Consider the following 14638-nt stretch of genomic DNA (forward strand, 5'->3'; position numbering starts at 1 on the left):
ACTACGGCAGCATGCGATGATCGACTGCCATAGCTTTCCCGGCCACAGAGAAAATTCCGGTTGAAACGCAGAAAGGGTCAGCGCTCTCGTGCCCTTTCCGCTTATTGCATTCCCGTCTGCCGCGCTTAGATGCCCAGGCAGAGGTATTTGATTTCCAGGTAATCTTCGATGCCGTACTTGGAGCCTTCACGGCCCAGGCCCGACGCCTTGATGCCACCAAACGGCGCGACTTCGTTGGAGATCAACCCGGTGTTGACGCCGACCATACCGTATTCCAGGGCTTCAGCCACACGGAATACACGGCCCAGGTCACGGGCATAGAAGTACGACGCCAGGCCGAACTCGGTGTCGTTGGACATCGCGATCACTTCGGCTTCGTCTTTGAAGCGGAACAGCGGCGCCAACGGGCCGAAGGTTTCTTCCTTGGCCACGGCTGCGTTGTTCGGCACGTTGGTCAGGATGGTCGGCTCGAAGAAGTTGCCTTCGATGGATTTGCCACCCGACAGCACGGTGGCGCCTTTGGCCACGGCGTCGGCAATGTGTTCCTTGACCTTGGCCACGGCTTTTTCATCGATCAGCGGGCCAGTGGTGGTGCCGTCTTCCAGACCGTTGCCGATCTTGAGTTTGGCCACAGCCACTTTCAGTTTTTCAGCGAACGCATCGTAGACCGAATCCTGAATGTACAGGCGGTTGGCGCAGACGCAGGTCTGGCCGTTGTTGCGGTACTTGGAAATGATCGCGCCTTCGACGGCCTTATCCAGGTCCGCGTCGTCGAACACGATGAACGGCGCGTTGCCACCCAGCTCAAGGGACACTTTCTTGATGTCCTTGGCGCATTCAGCCATCAACTGGCGACCGATTTCAGTCGAGCCGGTGAAGGACAACTTACGCACGATCGGGTTGCTGGTCAGCTCGCTGCCGATGTCGCCGGCGCTGCCGGAAACAACGCTGAACACGCCAGCAGGAATGCCGGCACGCTGGGCCAGCTCAGCCAGGGCGAACGCCGAGAACGGAGTCTGCGAAGCAGGCTTGAGCACCATGGTGCAACCGGCGGCCAGGGCCGGGCCGGCTTTACGGGTGATCATCGCGGCCGGGAAGTTCCACGGGGTAATTGCCGCGGTCACGCCGATGGGCTGCTTGATCACGATCAGGCGCTTATCTGGCTGGTGGCCCGGAATCACGTCACCGTAGACGCGCTTGGCTTCTTCGGCGAACCACTCGATGAAGGAAGCGGCGTAGACGATTTCGCCCTTGGCTTCGGCCAATGGCTTGCCCTGTTCCAGGGTCATCAGGCGAGCCAGGTCGTCCTGGTTTTCGATGATCAGTTCGAACCAGCGACGCAGCTTGTTCGCACGGTCCTTGGCGGTCAGTGCACGCCAAGCCGGCAGCGCCTTGTCTGCGGCTTCGATTGCCCGGCGGGTTTCGGCAGCGCCCATTTTCGGCACGGTGCCCAGAATTTCGCCCGTTGCCGGGTTGTTGACCTTGATCGTCTGACCATTGTCCGCATCGACCCAAGCGCCATCGATGAAGGCTTGCTGGCGGAACAACTGGGTGTCTTTAAGCTGCATGTCGGCTTTCCTTAACAGCACCGCGCCGGGCGCGGAGCAAATTATGATTGTAGAAAGGCGCCTTATAGGCTGCCGTCAGGGAAATCATTCACCGGGCTGAAGCACATAAATAGCGCACGGATTGGACTCGCGCGGTTCAGCACCCAGACAAGAGCGTTTGAAATCTCAAACGAATCCTAGGATCAAAGGGGGTAAAGGACAATAGCCTGTTCGAAAAAAAGAACGAAAACCGCTCTTTTGCCCATTTTTTCTGATCAACGTGACAACCGCCCGCTCGGCGGCCAAAAAACACAGGCGATTCAGCAGCATGGACGCCCGCAGCGCTTATGAGTATCATGGCGCCCGCTTGCACCAGTAGCTCAGCTGGATAGAGTACTGCCCTCCGAAGGCAGTGGTCGTGGGTTCGAATCCCGCCTGGTGCACCATAGTAGAAACGAAAAAGCCCCAGGCCTTAAGGTCTGGGGCTTTTTTTGTGGGTGGTGTCTCGACCTGAATCAGGTTTACTCCGCAGCTCCCTCACTCCGTAGTCCAATCAAACTCATCATATTCATCATCCCCCTCCTCATCCTCGAACACCCCATCATCAAGGTCATCCTCCTCCAAGGCCTGCTCCTTCTCCTGAGCCAACAGGAATTCCTTGCGGCTCTCGGTCACTGCCCGCCTTAGTTCCTCTCCCTTCACCGGGCAGTTGAGCATTTGGGCGATGCGGTCGATTTTTTTCGCCATGGCTTCCTCCAACGCATCGGCTATGGCCCGATAGTGCGCGCTTTCGGGGCTGGTTGCCAAATGGCGGACGGTTATCGGTGCTGGTTTTTCTGCAGTTCCTTGAGCCGGTCGTCGAGGTTTTCGTTGGGGAAACGTTGTTTCAGCGACTCTAACAACTTGTCCGCCGCTGATTTCTGACCGGTTTCCTGCAGGCGTACCACCTCAAGCAACTGCTCATCCAGGCTCTTTGCCGGCGCCGCCATGCGTTTGCTGACTTTGGCTTCGTCGGCCATTTGCGCACGCATGGATTCACGCTGCGCAGGCGCGGCGAGTTCGGCCATCGGCGCTGCAGGTGCCGGGGCGGAGGCTTTGGGGGTTGGCGCGAAGTCGTAGACGGGCTCCTGCTCGGGACCGGGTTGTACCAGCGCCAGCATCAGCGCTACGCCGACCAGGCTGGCGAATGCGACTTGCCAGCGCGGCTTTTGGCAGGCTTGCGACCACCGCTGCCAGAGGCTTGCCTTGGGTGCCGGGGTTTCTCGATGCGCTGCGGCGAGGATGAACGCATCCAGGTGTGCCGGTGGCTCGTCGGTAGACTGTTCACGAAAGTGTTTCACCACTTCCTCTTCAGGTGCTTTACGGGCGTCAGTCATGTCAGTACCTCCTCGGCCAGCAGCCGACGCAGTTTTTGCTGGGCGTAACGCAAGCGACTCTTGACGGTTTCCAGCGGTGTTTCAGTGAGGGTGGCGATCTGTGGCAAGTCGAGATCGCCGTGGGCACGCAGCAGGAACACTTCGCGCTGGTCCGCCGGCAGGGTTTGCAGGGCGGTTTCCAGGCGCTGGGTGTCGCGGCTCAAGCTCAGTAATTGCGCGGGGTCGGCGGCGTCATCAGGCAAGGCGTGGACCTGTTCGTCATAGCTGTCGTGCAAAGGGTTACGAATTCCGTGTTTGCGCCAGTGGTCGATCAGTCGATTGCGGGCAATCTGGTACAACCATGTACGAAAATTCGCCCGGCCTTGTGGCTGGCTGGTGCTGCGGATCAGGCTCAGCCAGGTGTCCTGGTACACCTCTTCGGCCAGCTCGGCTTTACCGCTGAGGCCAAGAAGGAATCGGTACAGTCCCTGGCGGTGGCGGGCGTACAGGATCTCGAACGCCACGCTGTCGCCTGAGCGGTAGCGGGCCAGCAGCGATTCGTCGCTGCTGGTGGCCGAGCTTGGGGGCGGGGCAGTCATGTCAGTGGGTCTCTTGGATCATTGCCTGATGTTCGGTGGTTTGCAGGCTTTGCGCCAGCTCGACCAACTGCACGAACTCCGCTCGCAGGCCAAACCGGTCTTCGCCCCGGGCGCCACGGGCCAGTGCCTCAGTGTCTTTCAGACTGAAGCTGGCGGTATAGCGCCCGTCCTTCAGCTGCTGGGAAAAAGCTGCCACGGCTGCGGCGAAGCGCAGATCGTCAGAGGCGGCTGCGGCTTGGCCTGCAACGATCGGGCGTTCAATCAAGCGACTATTCCCACCTTCCGGCAGCTGATAACGCACGCGCAGCATGGCCATTTCCGTTGTCTTGGTGGCATCAATGCTGGCGGCCTGGCTGTAGCGCAGCGGCTCCAGCCAACCCTTCTCCCCCTTTGGAACAATTTCGTACAGGGCGGTTACCGTATGGCCTGCGCCGATTTCGCCAGCGTCGACCTTGTCGTTGCTGAAATCTTCGCGTTTCAAGGCGCGATTTTCATAGCCCAACAGGCGGTACTCGCTGACCTGGGCCGGATTAAATTCCACTTGCAGCTTTACGTTTTTCGCGACGACCGCGAGGGTTGAACCGAGCTGGTCCACCAGGACCTTGCGCGCCTCGCGCAGGTTGTCGATATAGGCGTAGTTGCCATCGCCCGCGTCGGCCAGTTGCTCCATCAGGTGTTCATTGTAGTTATCCACTCCGAAACCCATTGTGGTCAGGGAAATACCGGTCTTGCGCTTGTCCGCCGCCATTTGCTTGAGGCTGTCGAAGTCGCTGATGCCGACGTTGAAGTCGCCGTCCGTGGCCAGCAGGATGCGGTTGATACCTTTTGCAATGAACGCCTGCCCTGCCAACTGGTAGGCCAGTTCGATGCCTGATGCGCCAGCGGTCGAGCCGCCCGCCGATAACTGATCGATGGCTGTTCGAATTTTAGCTTTTTCCCGTCCGGAAGTTGGCTCCAGCACCACACGAGATTCACCGGCGTATACCACCAGTGACACGCGATCCTGATCGCGCAGTTGATCGACCAGCAGTTTCAGCGTGCTCTTGACCAGCGGCAGGCCTTCGCGGCGGTCCATCGACCCGGAGACGTCGACCAGGAAGACCAGGTTCGCCGGGGCCAGGTCAGCCACTGCGTGGTCCGAGGCCCTAATGCCGATGCGCAGCAACCGGGTGTGCGCATTCCAGGGAGTTGGCGCCAGCTCCGTGGTCACGCCAAAGGGCGAGCCGTCGGTGGGTAAGGCGTAGTCGTAGGGAAAGTAGTTGACCATTTCTTCCAGGCGCACCGCTCCTTCGGGCGGCAGGCGCCCCTGGTTGAGCAAGCGCCGGACATTGGCGTAGGCGCCGGTATCGACGTCGGCACTGAAGGTTGAGACCGGCGTTTGAGCCACGCTGTGGATCGGGTTATCGGCCAGCGCCTGATACTGCTCGCGCTGCTGGTCCTGGTAGCCCGCAGGGGATGCTTCTGGCATTGGCGCAAAAGTCGCCAGCGGCGCTGCTCGCACAGTGCGCTTGGCCGCGGAAGCATCGCCAAGGACCAAGGCTTCGGTCTTCAACTCAGCCTGCGCGGGTGCTGAGGCAATCGAAGCGGAGTCTGGCGTGGACGAGACACCGCAACCGGCCATCGCCAGCAGCAGGCCCGCGGCGAAACCATGGGCGGCCGGGCGGAGGAAATGCAGAGGGAGGGACATGGGGGCTGACCTCAAGGAAGATGATCCATTCATCCTTTGAGACGGGCAGCCCGGCAGGTTCGGGTTAACTCACCGGAAAAAATATTCAGCGGTGATAACGGCGCACCACGCTGCTGTTCTTCAGCACATGCCCTTTGATCTTTTCCAGCAACTGAGTACGCGTCAGGCCGGCGGGCAAGGCGTCGGGAGCGAGGTCCAGGGCGTAAAGCTGGATGATGTAGTGGTGGGCGCTGTCGCCGACAGGCGGACAAGGACCGACGTAGGCCTTGGTGCCCTTGCTGTTCAGGCCACCGACTCCGTCGAGCGTGGGCTTGGTGCCCGCACCTTCGGCAATCTGATGGGTAGAGGCCTTGATGCCGTAATTCAGCCAATGATCGACGCCCTGGCCTTTTTGCCCGTCGGGGTCGTGCATCACGATCGCGTAGCTCAAGGTGCCGGCCGGGCCGGCATTCCAGCTCAGTGCCGGAGAAACGTTGTGGCCGCCGCAGCCTTCGGCGTCGCTGGCGGCCGCGGCAGTGAACAGCCGGTCATCGGAGACGCCCGGGATGTTAACAGTGAAACGCTCATGGGCCTGGGCCGGCAGTTGTACGCAGAAGGCAACTGCAAAGGCCGCCAGCCAAGGGGTCAAAGAGGTCAATCGGGTCATTGCGGAGCACCTGGTGCGGGTGGGGCCAACGTCGGCTTGCGAACTATAGCCGCACCGTTCGCGCCGTGGCAGAGGGATTTGGCTGAACCTCGCGATCGGCCGCCCAGTCTTAATGGAAATGCCTGCCTGGAGAGCGATCATGGCCTTGCAACGCGTCTGGACCTGGCATTTCGGCAAGAACTACGACTACCTCGGGCACGCTGAAACGTGGGACGAGGTGGAGTTCAAGGGCGACCCCTACCCTCCGCCGTTTATTGGGCTGTTTGGTAAAAACGGAGTGGTTTCCGCTGCAGTTGCGTGCGATGAAGAGTGGGCGATGGCGATGCTGGCAGAACGTATGAAACAGCCGTTGTCCGTGGATGAGGCCTGGCGACTGATTCGCGATGCCCGATGAATTCTTGGCTGCAAAATTTCCCGTAGGAGCTGCCGAAGGCTGCGATCTTTTGATGTTGAAAGTCAAAAGATCGCAGCCTTCGGCAGCGCCTACAGGGGAGCGTTTTATCCGCAAGTGCGAGGCGCCCTGAAGCAGACGCCGAGCGCTTCTGCGCAACGGTTGGCCTTACTCGACGGGCACCGGAGCACTGATTTTGCTCATGATGAAGCCGACAAACTCTTCAACGGTCATCTTCTGGCCATTGAACTCCACCAGGTTGTTGGCGTAGTGCAACTTGGTGACGATGTTGTTGCCATCGAGTCTGGCAAACTCGCTGCCCACCGCCATGCTGCCGAACATGTCCGCAGTGGCCATGGCCTGATCGGCGATCAGCTTGGCATCGGTCTGGCCATCGATTTGTGACTGCACGCTGAACAGGTCAACCAGCATCGGCTTGGACACTTGCACGTTGAGGTCCAGCAGGGCGATCAGTTGCTGAGTCAACTGATCCGGCGGCAGGTCCATCGATTTCGGCTTGGTCAGGTCGAGCACCAGGTTGGCCTTGCTTTCGCCGTTGGCGGTTTTCAGCGAGAGGTTTTCCAGCGCAACCTGCGGCCCGGCGGCCAGCAGTTTTTCCAGGCCGGTTTTTACCTGGGCCTCTTCGGCAGGGGTCAGCACCAGCTCCGGCGCCGGCAGACCTGCTGCTGCCGCTTCAGCCGCGGCCTTCTCGTAAGGTTGCAGTTTGGTCTGGTAAACCTGCATCAACGACATGGTCGCCGGAATGTCCAGGTTCTTCAGGCTCATGGCCATCTGCGCGGAGCCGATGGTCTTGCCGTTCAGCGACACCTCGCCCACCTTGTAATCGGCACGGCCTGAAGCGCTGGTGCCCGATTCTTCGGTCTGGTTCTTCATTTCAAACTTCTTCAGGCCTAATACTGACTGGCCGGCGCCGAAGGTGGTCTTGTTGTCGGTCAGCTCGACGGTGTTTTCGCCGACGTAATACCCGTAGGTACCCTTGGTCAGGTTGCTGGCGAAGGTCAGGCCGCCGAGTTCGACTTTAACCGGCGTCAGGTCCTCAGCCACGGTCGTGAGGGTCAGGCTGTCCATGTAACCGTTGGCCTTGACCTTTTGCGCCTGGGCGCTGGCATCGACGTCGACATTCAATCCGGAAAACTTCAGCTGGGACTTGTCGTCAAGGGCGACGTCCAGCGGCAGCAACTGGAGGTTACCGTTGGTGGATTTGTCGTAGCCGATGTTGACCACGCCGGTGAGCGGGGACTTGTCCTTGGCAGCGGCGAACCATTTGGCGGTGAGCGGGGTTTTTTCCAGTTCGTAGTGACTGGTGGCCATGACTGGCAGCCACTTCAGCGACACCAGGCGGGAGAACGGCAGAGGACCGTGCTCGATGTGGTCGACGAACAGTAACTCCACCGGGGCTTCACCGAACATCTCGCCTTCACCCTTGAGGCGGTAGTGCGCGGTGCTGCTGAATACGTTGCGCTCCAGCGACACCAGCTCCAGCGACGCGGTGCCATTGGAACCTACCAGCGCGGCTTGCAGCTCCTTGTTGGCATCGGCGATCGAGGTATTGAGCACGCCTTCAAGCTTGGTGCCGGTGTACCAGGCACCCCCTGCGCTGATTGCACCGATTGCCACGACAATTCCCAGAAGCACGCCTGCTGATTTATTCATGAATTACCCGATCAATGTCCGTTGTTTGAAGGTGTGTCGTCTTCCCTGAACCCGTGACGGGTTACGGACACGACTAAGCTGAAAGTGCGATGGAGATTAGCACCGGGCGCACTGGGTGGCCCAATGATTAAAGGTTTAGGAGCAAAGCTTGCTCGCGATGACTCCGGCTCATCCACCTGCAGCGTGGCTGACGGACCGTTATCGCGAGCAAGCTTTGCTCCTACAGGTGTCAGAGATCCCACAGTTGCCACAGTTCCCTGAGGGCCACCGGGATGATTTCAGATGTCAGGAATACTGCACTTCAATTTCATCGAGCTGATGGTCAAAACTCTTCAGCCGCGCGGTCCAGGTATACACCAGCACCTCAAAATCCCGATTGATCACCGCCCCACCCGTCACCTCCGCGCGCGGGTCGCAGAAGTCCAGCTGGTAACGCTCCCGGGCCATGGCGGTGGCGACATCGGAGAGCTCGCGGGCGTTGCTTAGCCAATGCCGCTCCTCGTCCGACACCTGCTTGTCCAGTGCCAGGCACTGCTTCTTTAAGGTTTCCAGGCTTTTTTCCAGCGGCGTGCCGGTCAGCTCGCCCATGACTTCCTGGAAAGTGCGGCCGGGTTGCCAGTAGCTGCCCCAGAAATAGCGGTCAAACACGGTTTCAACCCGGCGCAAAGCCACCTTGGTGTCCCAGATGAGCACCAGCGTCTTGCCTTGTTCGAGGTGTTTTTTCTTGATACGGGCGCCCTGAACAGAAGCCCAGGCGACCACCACAATCGACAGCACGGCGATCAGCGCCGAGGCACTGTCGAGAAATATCAGGGCCTTGTCGATCTGGTGGGCCAGCATGATGCCGTAGAAATAGGTGGCTGACAGCAGGACCAGTGCGGCTATAGCGCACCAGAAGCCGGGAGCATAAGGGTTTTTCATTATTTTAGTCCCCATGACCAACGCGAGCCTTGATCAGTGGACTGGCGTGGCTCGTGGCGCGTCAGCCCAACAAATCAAAGCATAGCAACGGCCTCAGGGTTTGCTGGAGTTCGAACCTTGCGTTCGTCCGCTTTCCCATCCGCCGCCCAGCGCCAGGAACAAATCGATCTGGCTCATGGCAACCTGGGTGTTCGCGGCGGCCAACTGCGCCCGTACGTCGGTGTAGGTCCGGGTGGCTTGCAGGTCCGCGAGGAACGACGCCCGGCCGGCCTGGAAGAAGCGGTGGGTCTGGTCTGCTGCCTGTTGCGCCGATTGTTCCGCCTCGGCCAGCGCATCGCGACGTTGCAGCAACGCGGAGTATTGGGCCAGGCCGGTCTGGGTTTCGCGAATGGCGTTGAGCACTACCCCATCGAAATGCGCCAGGGCGCCCTGGGTGGTCGCTTCGGCCTCACGAATACGTGCACGCGAGCCGTTGGACGGTACGGTCCAGCTCAGTAACGGACCGAAGCCCCAGCGATTGGTCGCCGGTTTGCCGAGGTTTTCCAGGATGCCGACGGTTCCAACCGACGCGCCGATGCTGATGTCCGGGTACAGCTCGCCCGTGGCGATGCCGATACCCGCCGTGGAAGCCGCGAGGCGTCGTTCGGCCTGCCGCACGTCGGGGCGGCGCTTGAGCAACGTGGCACCGTCACCCACCGGTAACAGCTGGGCGATTTTTGGCAGTTCGGCGCAAGTCGCCGTCCCGGCTGGCAATTGATCCACTGGCTGGGCGAGTAGCATCGACAGGCGGAACAAGCCGGCCTGACGGGCCGCTTCGTAGCGCGGCATTTCGGCACGCAGGGATTTGAATTGGGTTTGCGAGCGGGTCACCTGGGTTTCATCACCGCGCCCCGCATCGCGCAGCCGCTGTACCAGCGTGGTGCCCTGGGCTTGCAGATCCAGGGAGTGCTGGGCGATTTCCTGCTCTTCGTTGGCCGCGCACACCTGGGTGTAGGCCCGCACCACATCGGCCACCAGGGTGATTCGTGCAGTATCGGCTGCCGCTTGAGTCGCATCGGCATTGGCCTTCGCCGCCTCGATACCGCGCTGCAAGGTGCCGAACAGGTCGAATTGATAAGAGGTGGTGATGCCAATATCGCCCACATTGGCCACCGGCACCTTGTCCGCCAGCAGGAATGCTTCGCCGGACTCCTGCAAACGCTGAGCGCCGATTTTCACGCCGCCGCTCCAGCCGCCTGCGGCTTGCGCTTCATCGACCTGTGCCCGGGCCCGGGAAATGTTCGCCGCTGCCACTCGCAGATCGGTGTTGGTGACCATGGCCTGCTGCACCAGTTGATCCAGGCGCGGATCCTGGTACAACCGCCACCAATCACCGGGCACGGGCGCGGAAACGACGTTCTTGTCGTTCACCGCCAGCTCGCCCTGGAAATCATCACGGTGCACGGCGGCTTCGTCCGGCAGGTGGTAATCCGGCCCGACCACCTGGCAGGCCGACAGCAGCATGCCCAGGCCGATCACCGCCAAACCCGAAGCCTTGCTCATTGCGCGGGCTCCTGTTGCTGATCCTCGATGATCGATACGGTGGCGGTACGCCCGGCGATCATGCGGAAGTCCGCAGGCACCTCATCGAAAGCAATGCGCACCGGAATCCGCTGGGCCAACCGTACCCAGCTGAATGCAGGGTTGACGTTGGGCAGCAGGTTACTGCCGCTGGTGCGGTCGCGGTCTTCGATACCGGCAACGATGCTTTCAACATGCCCACGCAACCGCGCGCGGTCACCCACCACCCGGATATCGACGCTCTGGCCGACGTGAATCCCGTCCAGTTTGGTCTCTTCGAAATAGCCGTCAATGTGGAACGAGTTGCTGTCCACCACCGACAACACCGGCCGCCCGGCAGTTACGAATTCCTGATGGCGTGGCGCGCGGTCGTTGACGTAGCCGTCCACCGGGCTGCGGATGGTCGAGCGATCCAGGTTGAGCTGGGCACTGTCCACCGCCACCTGCGCTTCCATCAAGGCGACTTCGGCGCGGGCGACCCGGGACTGGCTTTCTTCCAGTTGCTCGCCCGGCACCAGGTTGCCCAGGCCACGGTTACGTTTGTGCTCGCGCTGCGCCTGCGCCAGGGTTTCCTGACGATCAGCCACGGCAGCCTTGGCCTGGCGCAACGCCAGTCTGAAGCGGTCCTGGTCGATGCTGAACAGCACCTGGCCACGCTTGACCAATTGGTTGTCGCGCACTTCAACGGTCTGAATCAGGCCGGACACGTCCGGCGCGATCTGCACGATGTCGGCACGGATGTGCCCGTCCCGGGTCCATGGGGCGAACATGTAGTACATCACCATGCGCCAGACGACGACGACGGCGAAGGTCACGATCAGCAGAGTCAGCACCACGCGACCGAGGGTCAAAAAAGGTTTTTTCATGTCATCAGGTATCGACTGAGTGAGTCCACGGCGCCAAGTAGCAAGGCGTAGAGAGCCACGTTGAACAATGCCCGGTGCCAGACCAGACGGTAAAAGTGCAGACGCGTCAGCAGCCCGTGCACCAGCAGGAAAATCACGTAAGTAATGCCCATCAGCACCAGCAGCGTGGGCAGGAAAACACCGCTGATATCCAGATCACCGATCATAAAGGCGCTCCATCGATGCCATGGGGAAGCGGTTCTTCGAGTTCGCCCGTGCCGACAAATTCCACCCCCGGCAACAGTGCCAGGCGCAGCCCGCTCAGGGCGTGGAGCAAGTGCAGGCGCGCCCCTTCGTCACACTCGGTGGTGAGCGCACGGCGGGTACGATCGAGCGTCATCTGCAGGGCCGTCGGTGCCGGCAAGCGTTCGTCCGCCTTGAGGCAGGCCTTGAAGTAGGCGCCAACTTCCGCCACTACCTGGTGCAGCAGCGTCTGCGGAACGCCTGTGACCCGTGGCGTGTAGGCCAGCAAGTCGAGCAGGTTCAACGCCACGCGCACTTCGCGCAGGGCAATGCCGGTGTCCTGGCCGGTCATCGCCAGCCGCGGCAGGTGCTGCATCAGGCGATCGAGCATCTGCACGCCCAGGTGCCGATGTTCGGACAGGGTTGCCGGTTCGGTGAGGCTGACAATGTCGCGCCAGCTGAACCGGGTCAGGCGCTTGGCCGCCAGTTCCGCGCCAAATGGCCGGGCAATCAGGGTCCAGACGAACGCGAAAAGCAGCCCGACCGGGCCGGCCAGATTGGAGTTGGCGAAGCTCAGGAAATCCGCGTCATAGGCTCCCTGGATACTGATGAACGACGAGGTGTTAACCAGCGTCAGCAACATGCCCAGGTAGAACTGCGGCTTGACCGTCAGGGTGCCAATGCAAATGAACGGGACCGCGAACGCCAGCACCAGCATCGGAAAGTCATGCAGGTTGGGCAGGACCAGAAACAGGTACAGGCTGGCGAACACCACGGACATCGCCGTCCAGAAGAAAAAACGGTAAATCTGCGGCGCCGGGTCGTCCATCGAGGCAAAGAAGCTGCAAGCCACGGCCGCGAGAATCACTGCAGCGCCGCCGTCAGTCCAGCCGAGCAAGATCCACAGCACCGACGCCACGATGATCGCAGTGACCGTTGATGCCGCCGAATACAACATCAGCCCACGATCCAGGAACGGCGAGAGCCGGCCCAGGCGCCAGTGCCGATACACCGCGCGCCAGCTGTCCTGGCTTTCGCACTCAATGGCATGCTGCAGGCTGCGGCAGTCCTGCCACAGGTCGATCCATTCACCTAGGCGATAGATGGCGTTGGAGAACAACAGTTGCCTGCGATCATCCAGCGCCTCGGCGTTCGGTTGCAGGGCTTCGAGTTGGTTTTTCAGGGCCTGCCAGCGCTGCAGGTCGGCGTCCTTGTGTTCGAGCCATTGGGTGGTGGCCGCCAGCAACGGGGCAAATTTCTCCACCAGCTCGGGTGTACGCCGCTCCAGGGCATACAGCGCATCGTCCAAGGCATCAATCACTGGAAGCAGATGAATCATCCTCCCACGCAGCTCTTTGGTATTGCGCACGGTTTGTGGCCGGGCACCCTCGTGGGGCAACTGGCCGATCATCAGCTCCAGGGTGTTGAAGGTCGCGACCATCGAGGCCCGCAGGGCACTGACTTCATCGGGCTGCACCTGGCGATTGAGAAACCGCAGGCTGTAAGTCGAAGCGTCAGTAAACCATTTGCCCACCGAGTCGTTGAACACCGGCGCCAGCCGTCGCGGCCAGAACATCGCGCCAACCACCGCAGCTACTGCGATACCGAGGAAAATTTCCTCCGTACGCGCTTCGGCCACATCCCACACCGCCAACGGGTTATCCACCACCGGCAAGGCGATCAGCGGCAAGGTGTAGCCAGCGAGCATCAAGGCATAGCTGTTGGCAGTACGCAGGTGCAGGGACAGAAACAGCAGCGTCCCGGTCCATAGCGCGATCACCACCACCAGTACGTAAGGGCTTTGCACGAACATCGGCACGAAGAAAACCGCCGCCATGGCACCGAGAAAAGTCCCGACCGCACGGTATAGCGCCTTGGAACTGGTGGGGCCGACAAAAGGGCTGGAGACGATATACACCGTGGCCATCGCCCAATATGGACGGGGCATTTGCATGAGCATGGCGATGTAGAGCGCGATCATGGAGGCGGCAAACGTGCGAACCCCGTAGAACCAGTCTCGCGCAGGGGGCATGCCGGTAAAAAATCCGCTCACGAGCCAATCACCGATGGCGCGTTCGCCGCTTCGAACGCCCGAAGCACCCGCAACGTGGCTTCCAGGTCACTCTGGTCGATGCCTTCGAGCACTTCATGACGCAAGCGGACCAACTCGGCTTCAACCGCCTGTACCAGCTCCCGCCCGGTTTCAGTCAGGCTCAGGCACTTGGCCCGGCGATCATGGGCATCTTCGGTACGCCGTACATAGCCGGAATGACAAAGCTGATCGAGCAAGCGCACCAGCGAAGGGCTTTCCATCCCCGCCGCCTGCGCCACCGTCACCTGACGCACACCCTCACCCAAACGCCCGATCATCAAGAGCGGGACGGCGCAGGCTTCGGAAATTCCATAATTAACCAGCGTGGTCTGGCAGATTTTGCGCCAGTGCCTGGCGGCTACCACCATGGCACTGCTGATGTTCATTTGGAGGGCGTCGAGGTTCTTCGGCACGAGACTATGCACACACTGTTAGTTTGCTAACTATCAATATCGCATTTGCAGGGAATGCCGGTCAAGTTTTGAAACAATTTGACTGCGTTCAGCGTTTTCGAGCTCGCTCGTAGACTTCGCTGCGCTCGCGCTTACCTACCGCCACAAATGAGACGACTACACGCTCATCCACTACTTGATAAACCAGACGATATCCCGATGCCTTCAGTTTTATCTTGTAGCAGTCAGACATTCCATGCAGTAGGTCCGAAGGTATTCGAGGCACCTCTAATCTTTCTGCCAGCTTTTTCTTGAATTGCTCGCGCAATGTATGTCCCAGCTTGTCCCACTCCTTGCGGGCAGATGGCAGAAACTCGAGCTTATAAGTCATCCAGCGTTACCGGCACCGGTGTCTCATGAAGACGCGAGCGAACGATTTCTGCCAACTCAAGATCGTCGAGGCGTTCAACCATGCGTTCGAAAACATCCGCAGGAACCATGTAACCCATGACGCGATTATGATTCAGCACTGCGACAGGACCACCCAATGAGCCGTTCAGAACGGCTGAAGGATTTTTCTTCAACTCTGAAACACTGACAGCCATATCGGCTAGAACATTTTGCATAATTAAGACCTCTTTTAGGTCTTAATTCTGGTCCTTTTTTTGACGGCCAGCAATCCTGAA

The 14638-nt window shown here is 60.3% G+C and carries 15 protein-coding genes, 1 tRNA gene and 1 pseudogene; 2 read left to right on the plus strand and 15 right to left on the minus strand.

The annotated features are described in order from the left end of the window. Nucleotides 1-125 precede the first annotated feature (125 nt). The gene (gene gabD / locus AAEZ05_RS16225) at nt 126-1568 is read right to left on the minus strand and encodes an NADP-dependent succinate-semialdehyde dehydrogenase (RefSeq protein ID WP_045059478.1); all 1443 of its coding nucleotides are present in this window, start codon (nt 1566-1568) and stop codon (nt 126-128) included. 348 nt (nt 1569-1916) lie between these two features. Here gabD and AAEZ05_RS16230 point away from each other — a divergent pair. After that, nucleotides 1917-1993 (plus strand) — tRNA-Arg (locus AAEZ05_RS16230). Between the two features lie 91 nt (nt 1994-2084). On the opposite strand, the gene AAEZ05_RS16235 is transcribed toward AAEZ05_RS16230, so the two are convergent. The 5 genes from AAEZ05_RS16235 to AAEZ05_RS16255 all read right to left on the minus strand — a co-directional run bounded on the left by AAEZ05_RS16235 (nt 2085) and on the right by AAEZ05_RS16255 (nt 5834). Beyond that, the gene (locus tag AAEZ05_RS16235; protein WP_350597838.1) at nt 2085-2354 is read right to left on the minus strand and encodes a hypothetical protein; all 270 of its coding nucleotides are present in this window, start codon (nt 2352-2354) and stop codon (nt 2085-2087) included. An 11-nt stretch (nt 2355-2365) separates the two neighbouring features. Further along, nucleotides 2366-2923, minus strand: coding sequence for a hypothetical protein (locus AAEZ05_RS16240; protein WP_350648047.1), 558 nt, complete (start codon nt 2921-2923; stop codon nt 2366-2368). After that, nucleotides 2920-3501, minus strand: a complete 582-nt coding sequence (locus tag AAEZ05_RS16245) for an RNA polymerase sigma factor (protein ID WP_205894002.1) — start codon at nt 3499-3501, stop codon at nt 2920-2922. Before AAEZ05_RS16245 ends, AAEZ05_RS16240 begins: the two co-directional genes overlap by 4 nt. 1 nt (nt 3502) lies before the next feature. Next, on the minus strand, nt 3503-5188 hold the full coding sequence (locus AAEZ05_RS16250) for a vWA domain-containing protein (protein ID WP_350648050.1): 1686 nt from the start codon (nt 5186-5188) through the stop codon (nt 3503-3505). An 85-nt stretch (nt 5189-5273) separates the two neighbouring features. Then, entirely contained in the window at nt 5274-5834 is a 561-nt protein-coding gene (locus AAEZ05_RS16255) for a YbhB/YbcL family Raf kinase inhibitor-like protein (RefSeq protein WP_350648052.1), read from the minus strand. A 157-nt stretch (nt 5835-5991) separates the two neighbouring features. Between AAEZ05_RS16255 and AAEZ05_RS16260 the strand changes: the two are divergent. Continuing rightward, nucleotides 5992-6228 (plus strand): annotated as a pseudogene (locus tag AAEZ05_RS16260) (pyridine nucleotide-disulfide oxidoreductase); the annotation flags it as partial. Nucleotides 6229-6393: 165 nt separating this feature from the next. On the opposite strand, the gene AAEZ05_RS16265 reads toward AAEZ05_RS16260, so the two are convergent. The 9 genes from AAEZ05_RS16265 to AAEZ05_RS16305 form a co-directional block, all read right to left on the minus strand. Further along, nucleotides 6394-7899: a YdgA family protein gene (locus AAEZ05_RS16265; protein WP_045059484.1), complete on the minus strand. Its 1506-nt coding sequence runs from the start codon at nt 7897-7899 to the stop codon at nt 6394-6396. 285 nt (nt 7900-8184) lie between these two features. Next, on the minus strand, nt 8185-8820 hold the full coding sequence (locus tag AAEZ05_RS16270; RefSeq protein ID WP_045059485.1) for a hypothetical protein: 636 nt from the start codon (nt 8818-8820) through the stop codon (nt 8185-8187). Nucleotides 8821-8913: 93 nt separating this feature from the next. Beyond that, nucleotides 8914-10362, minus strand: coding sequence for an efflux transporter outer membrane subunit (locus AAEZ05_RS16275; RefSeq protein WP_045059486.1), 1449 nt, complete (start codon nt 10360-10362; stop codon nt 8914-8916). After that, the gene (locus AAEZ05_RS16280) at nt 10359-11246 is read right to left on the minus strand and encodes an efflux RND transporter periplasmic adaptor subunit (protein WP_045059487.1); all 888 of its coding nucleotides are present in this window, start codon (nt 11244-11246) and stop codon (nt 10359-10361) included. The genes AAEZ05_RS16275 and AAEZ05_RS16280 overlap by 4 nt, the downstream gene beginning before the upstream one ends. Next, nucleotides 11243-11452, minus strand: coding sequence for a DUF1656 domain-containing protein (locus AAEZ05_RS16285; RefSeq protein ID WP_045059488.1), 210 nt, complete (start codon nt 11450-11452; stop codon nt 11243-11245). The genes AAEZ05_RS16280 and AAEZ05_RS16285 overlap by 4 nt, the downstream gene beginning before the upstream one ends. After that, nucleotides 11449-13521 carry an FUSC family protein gene (locus tag AAEZ05_RS16290; protein ID WP_045059489.1) on the minus strand — a complete coding sequence of 691 codons (2073 nt, stop codon included), beginning with the start codon at nt 13519-13521 and terminating at the stop codon, nt 11449-11451. Before AAEZ05_RS16290 ends, AAEZ05_RS16285 begins: the two co-directional genes overlap by 4 nt. After that, on the minus strand, nt 13518-13946 hold the full coding sequence (locus AAEZ05_RS16295) for a MarR family winged helix-turn-helix transcriptional regulator (RefSeq protein ID WP_045059490.1): 429 nt from the start codon (nt 13944-13946) through the stop codon (nt 13518-13520). The genes AAEZ05_RS16290 and AAEZ05_RS16295 overlap by 4 nt, the downstream gene beginning before the upstream one ends. A 115-nt stretch (nt 13947-14061) precedes the next feature. After that, the gene (locus AAEZ05_RS16300) at nt 14062-14343 is read right to left on the minus strand and encodes a type II toxin-antitoxin system RelE family toxin (protein ID WP_350648054.1); all 282 of its coding nucleotides are present in this window, start codon (nt 14341-14343) and stop codon (nt 14062-14064) included. Next, nucleotides 14333-14578 carry a type II toxin-antitoxin system Phd/YefM family antitoxin gene (locus tag AAEZ05_RS16305; RefSeq protein ID WP_045059492.1) on the minus strand — a complete coding sequence of 82 codons (246 nt, stop codon included), beginning with the start codon at nt 14576-14578 and terminating at the stop codon, nt 14333-14335. Before AAEZ05_RS16305 ends, AAEZ05_RS16300 begins: the two co-directional genes overlap by 11 nt. Nucleotides 14579-14638 lie beyond the last annotated feature (60 nt).

The sequence above is a fragment of the Pseudomonas sp. HY13-MNA-CIBAN-0226 genome (assembly GCF_040310305.1).
In the GTDB taxonomy this organism is placed as follows: Bacteria; Pseudomonadota; Gammaproteobacteria; order Pseudomonadales; family Pseudomonadaceae; genus Aquipseudomonas; species Aquipseudomonas gregormendelii.

What these genes read in the sequence shown, in the direction of transcription:
- gabD (WP_045059478.1), bottom strand. Translation starts at nt 1,568, where the DNA reads ATGCAGCTTAAAGACACCCAGTTGTTCCGCCAGCAAGCCTTCATCGAT.
- AAEZ05_RS16240 (WP_350648047.1), bottom strand. Translation starts at nt 2,923, where the DNA reads ATGACTGACGCCCGTAAAGCACCTGAAGAGGAAGTGGTGAAACACTTT.
- AAEZ05_RS16245 (WP_205894002.1), bottom strand. Translation starts at nt 3,501, where the DNA reads ATGACTGCCCCGCCCCCAAGCTCGGCCACCAGCAGCGACGAATCGCTG.
- AAEZ05_RS16250 (WP_350648050.1), bottom strand. Translation starts at nt 5,188, where the DNA reads ATGTCCCTCCCTCTGCATTTCCTCCGCCCGGCCGCCCATGGTTTCGCC.
- AAEZ05_RS16255 (WP_350648052.1), bottom strand. Translation starts at nt 5,834, where the DNA reads ATGACCCGATTGACCTCTTTGACCCCTTGGCTGGCGGCCTTTGCAGTT.
- AAEZ05_RS16265 (WP_045059484.1), bottom strand. Translation starts at nt 7,899, where the DNA reads ATGAATAAATCAGCAGGCGTGCTTCTGGGAATTGTCGTGGCAATCGGT.
- AAEZ05_RS16270 (WP_045059485.1), bottom strand. Translation starts at nt 8,820, where the DNA reads ATGAAAAACCCTTATGCTCCCGGCTTCTGGTGCGCTATAGCCGCACTG.
- AAEZ05_RS16275 (WP_045059486.1), bottom strand. Translation starts at nt 10,362, where the DNA reads ATGAGCAAGGCTTCGGGTTTGGCGGTGATCGGCCTGGGCATGCTGCTG.
- AAEZ05_RS16280 (WP_045059487.1), bottom strand. Translation starts at nt 11,246, where the DNA reads ATGAAAAAACCTTTTTTGACCCTCGGTCGCGTGGTGCTGACTCTGCTG.
- AAEZ05_RS16285 (WP_045059488.1), bottom strand. Translation starts at nt 11,452, where the DNA reads ATGATCGGTGATCTGGATATCAGCGGTGTTTTCCTGCCCACGCTGCTG.
- AAEZ05_RS16295 (WP_045059490.1), bottom strand. Translation starts at nt 13,946, where the DNA reads ATGAACATCAGCAGTGCCATGGTGGTAGCCGCCAGGCACTGGCGCAAA.
- AAEZ05_RS16300 (WP_350648054.1), bottom strand. Translation starts at nt 14,343, where the DNA reads ATGACTTATAAGCTCGAGTTTCTGCCATCTGCCCGCAAGGAGTGGGAC.
- AAEZ05_RS16305 (WP_045059492.1), bottom strand. Translation starts at nt 14,578, where the DNA reads ATGCAAAATGTTCTAGCCGATATGGCTGTCAGTGTTTCAGAGTTGAAG.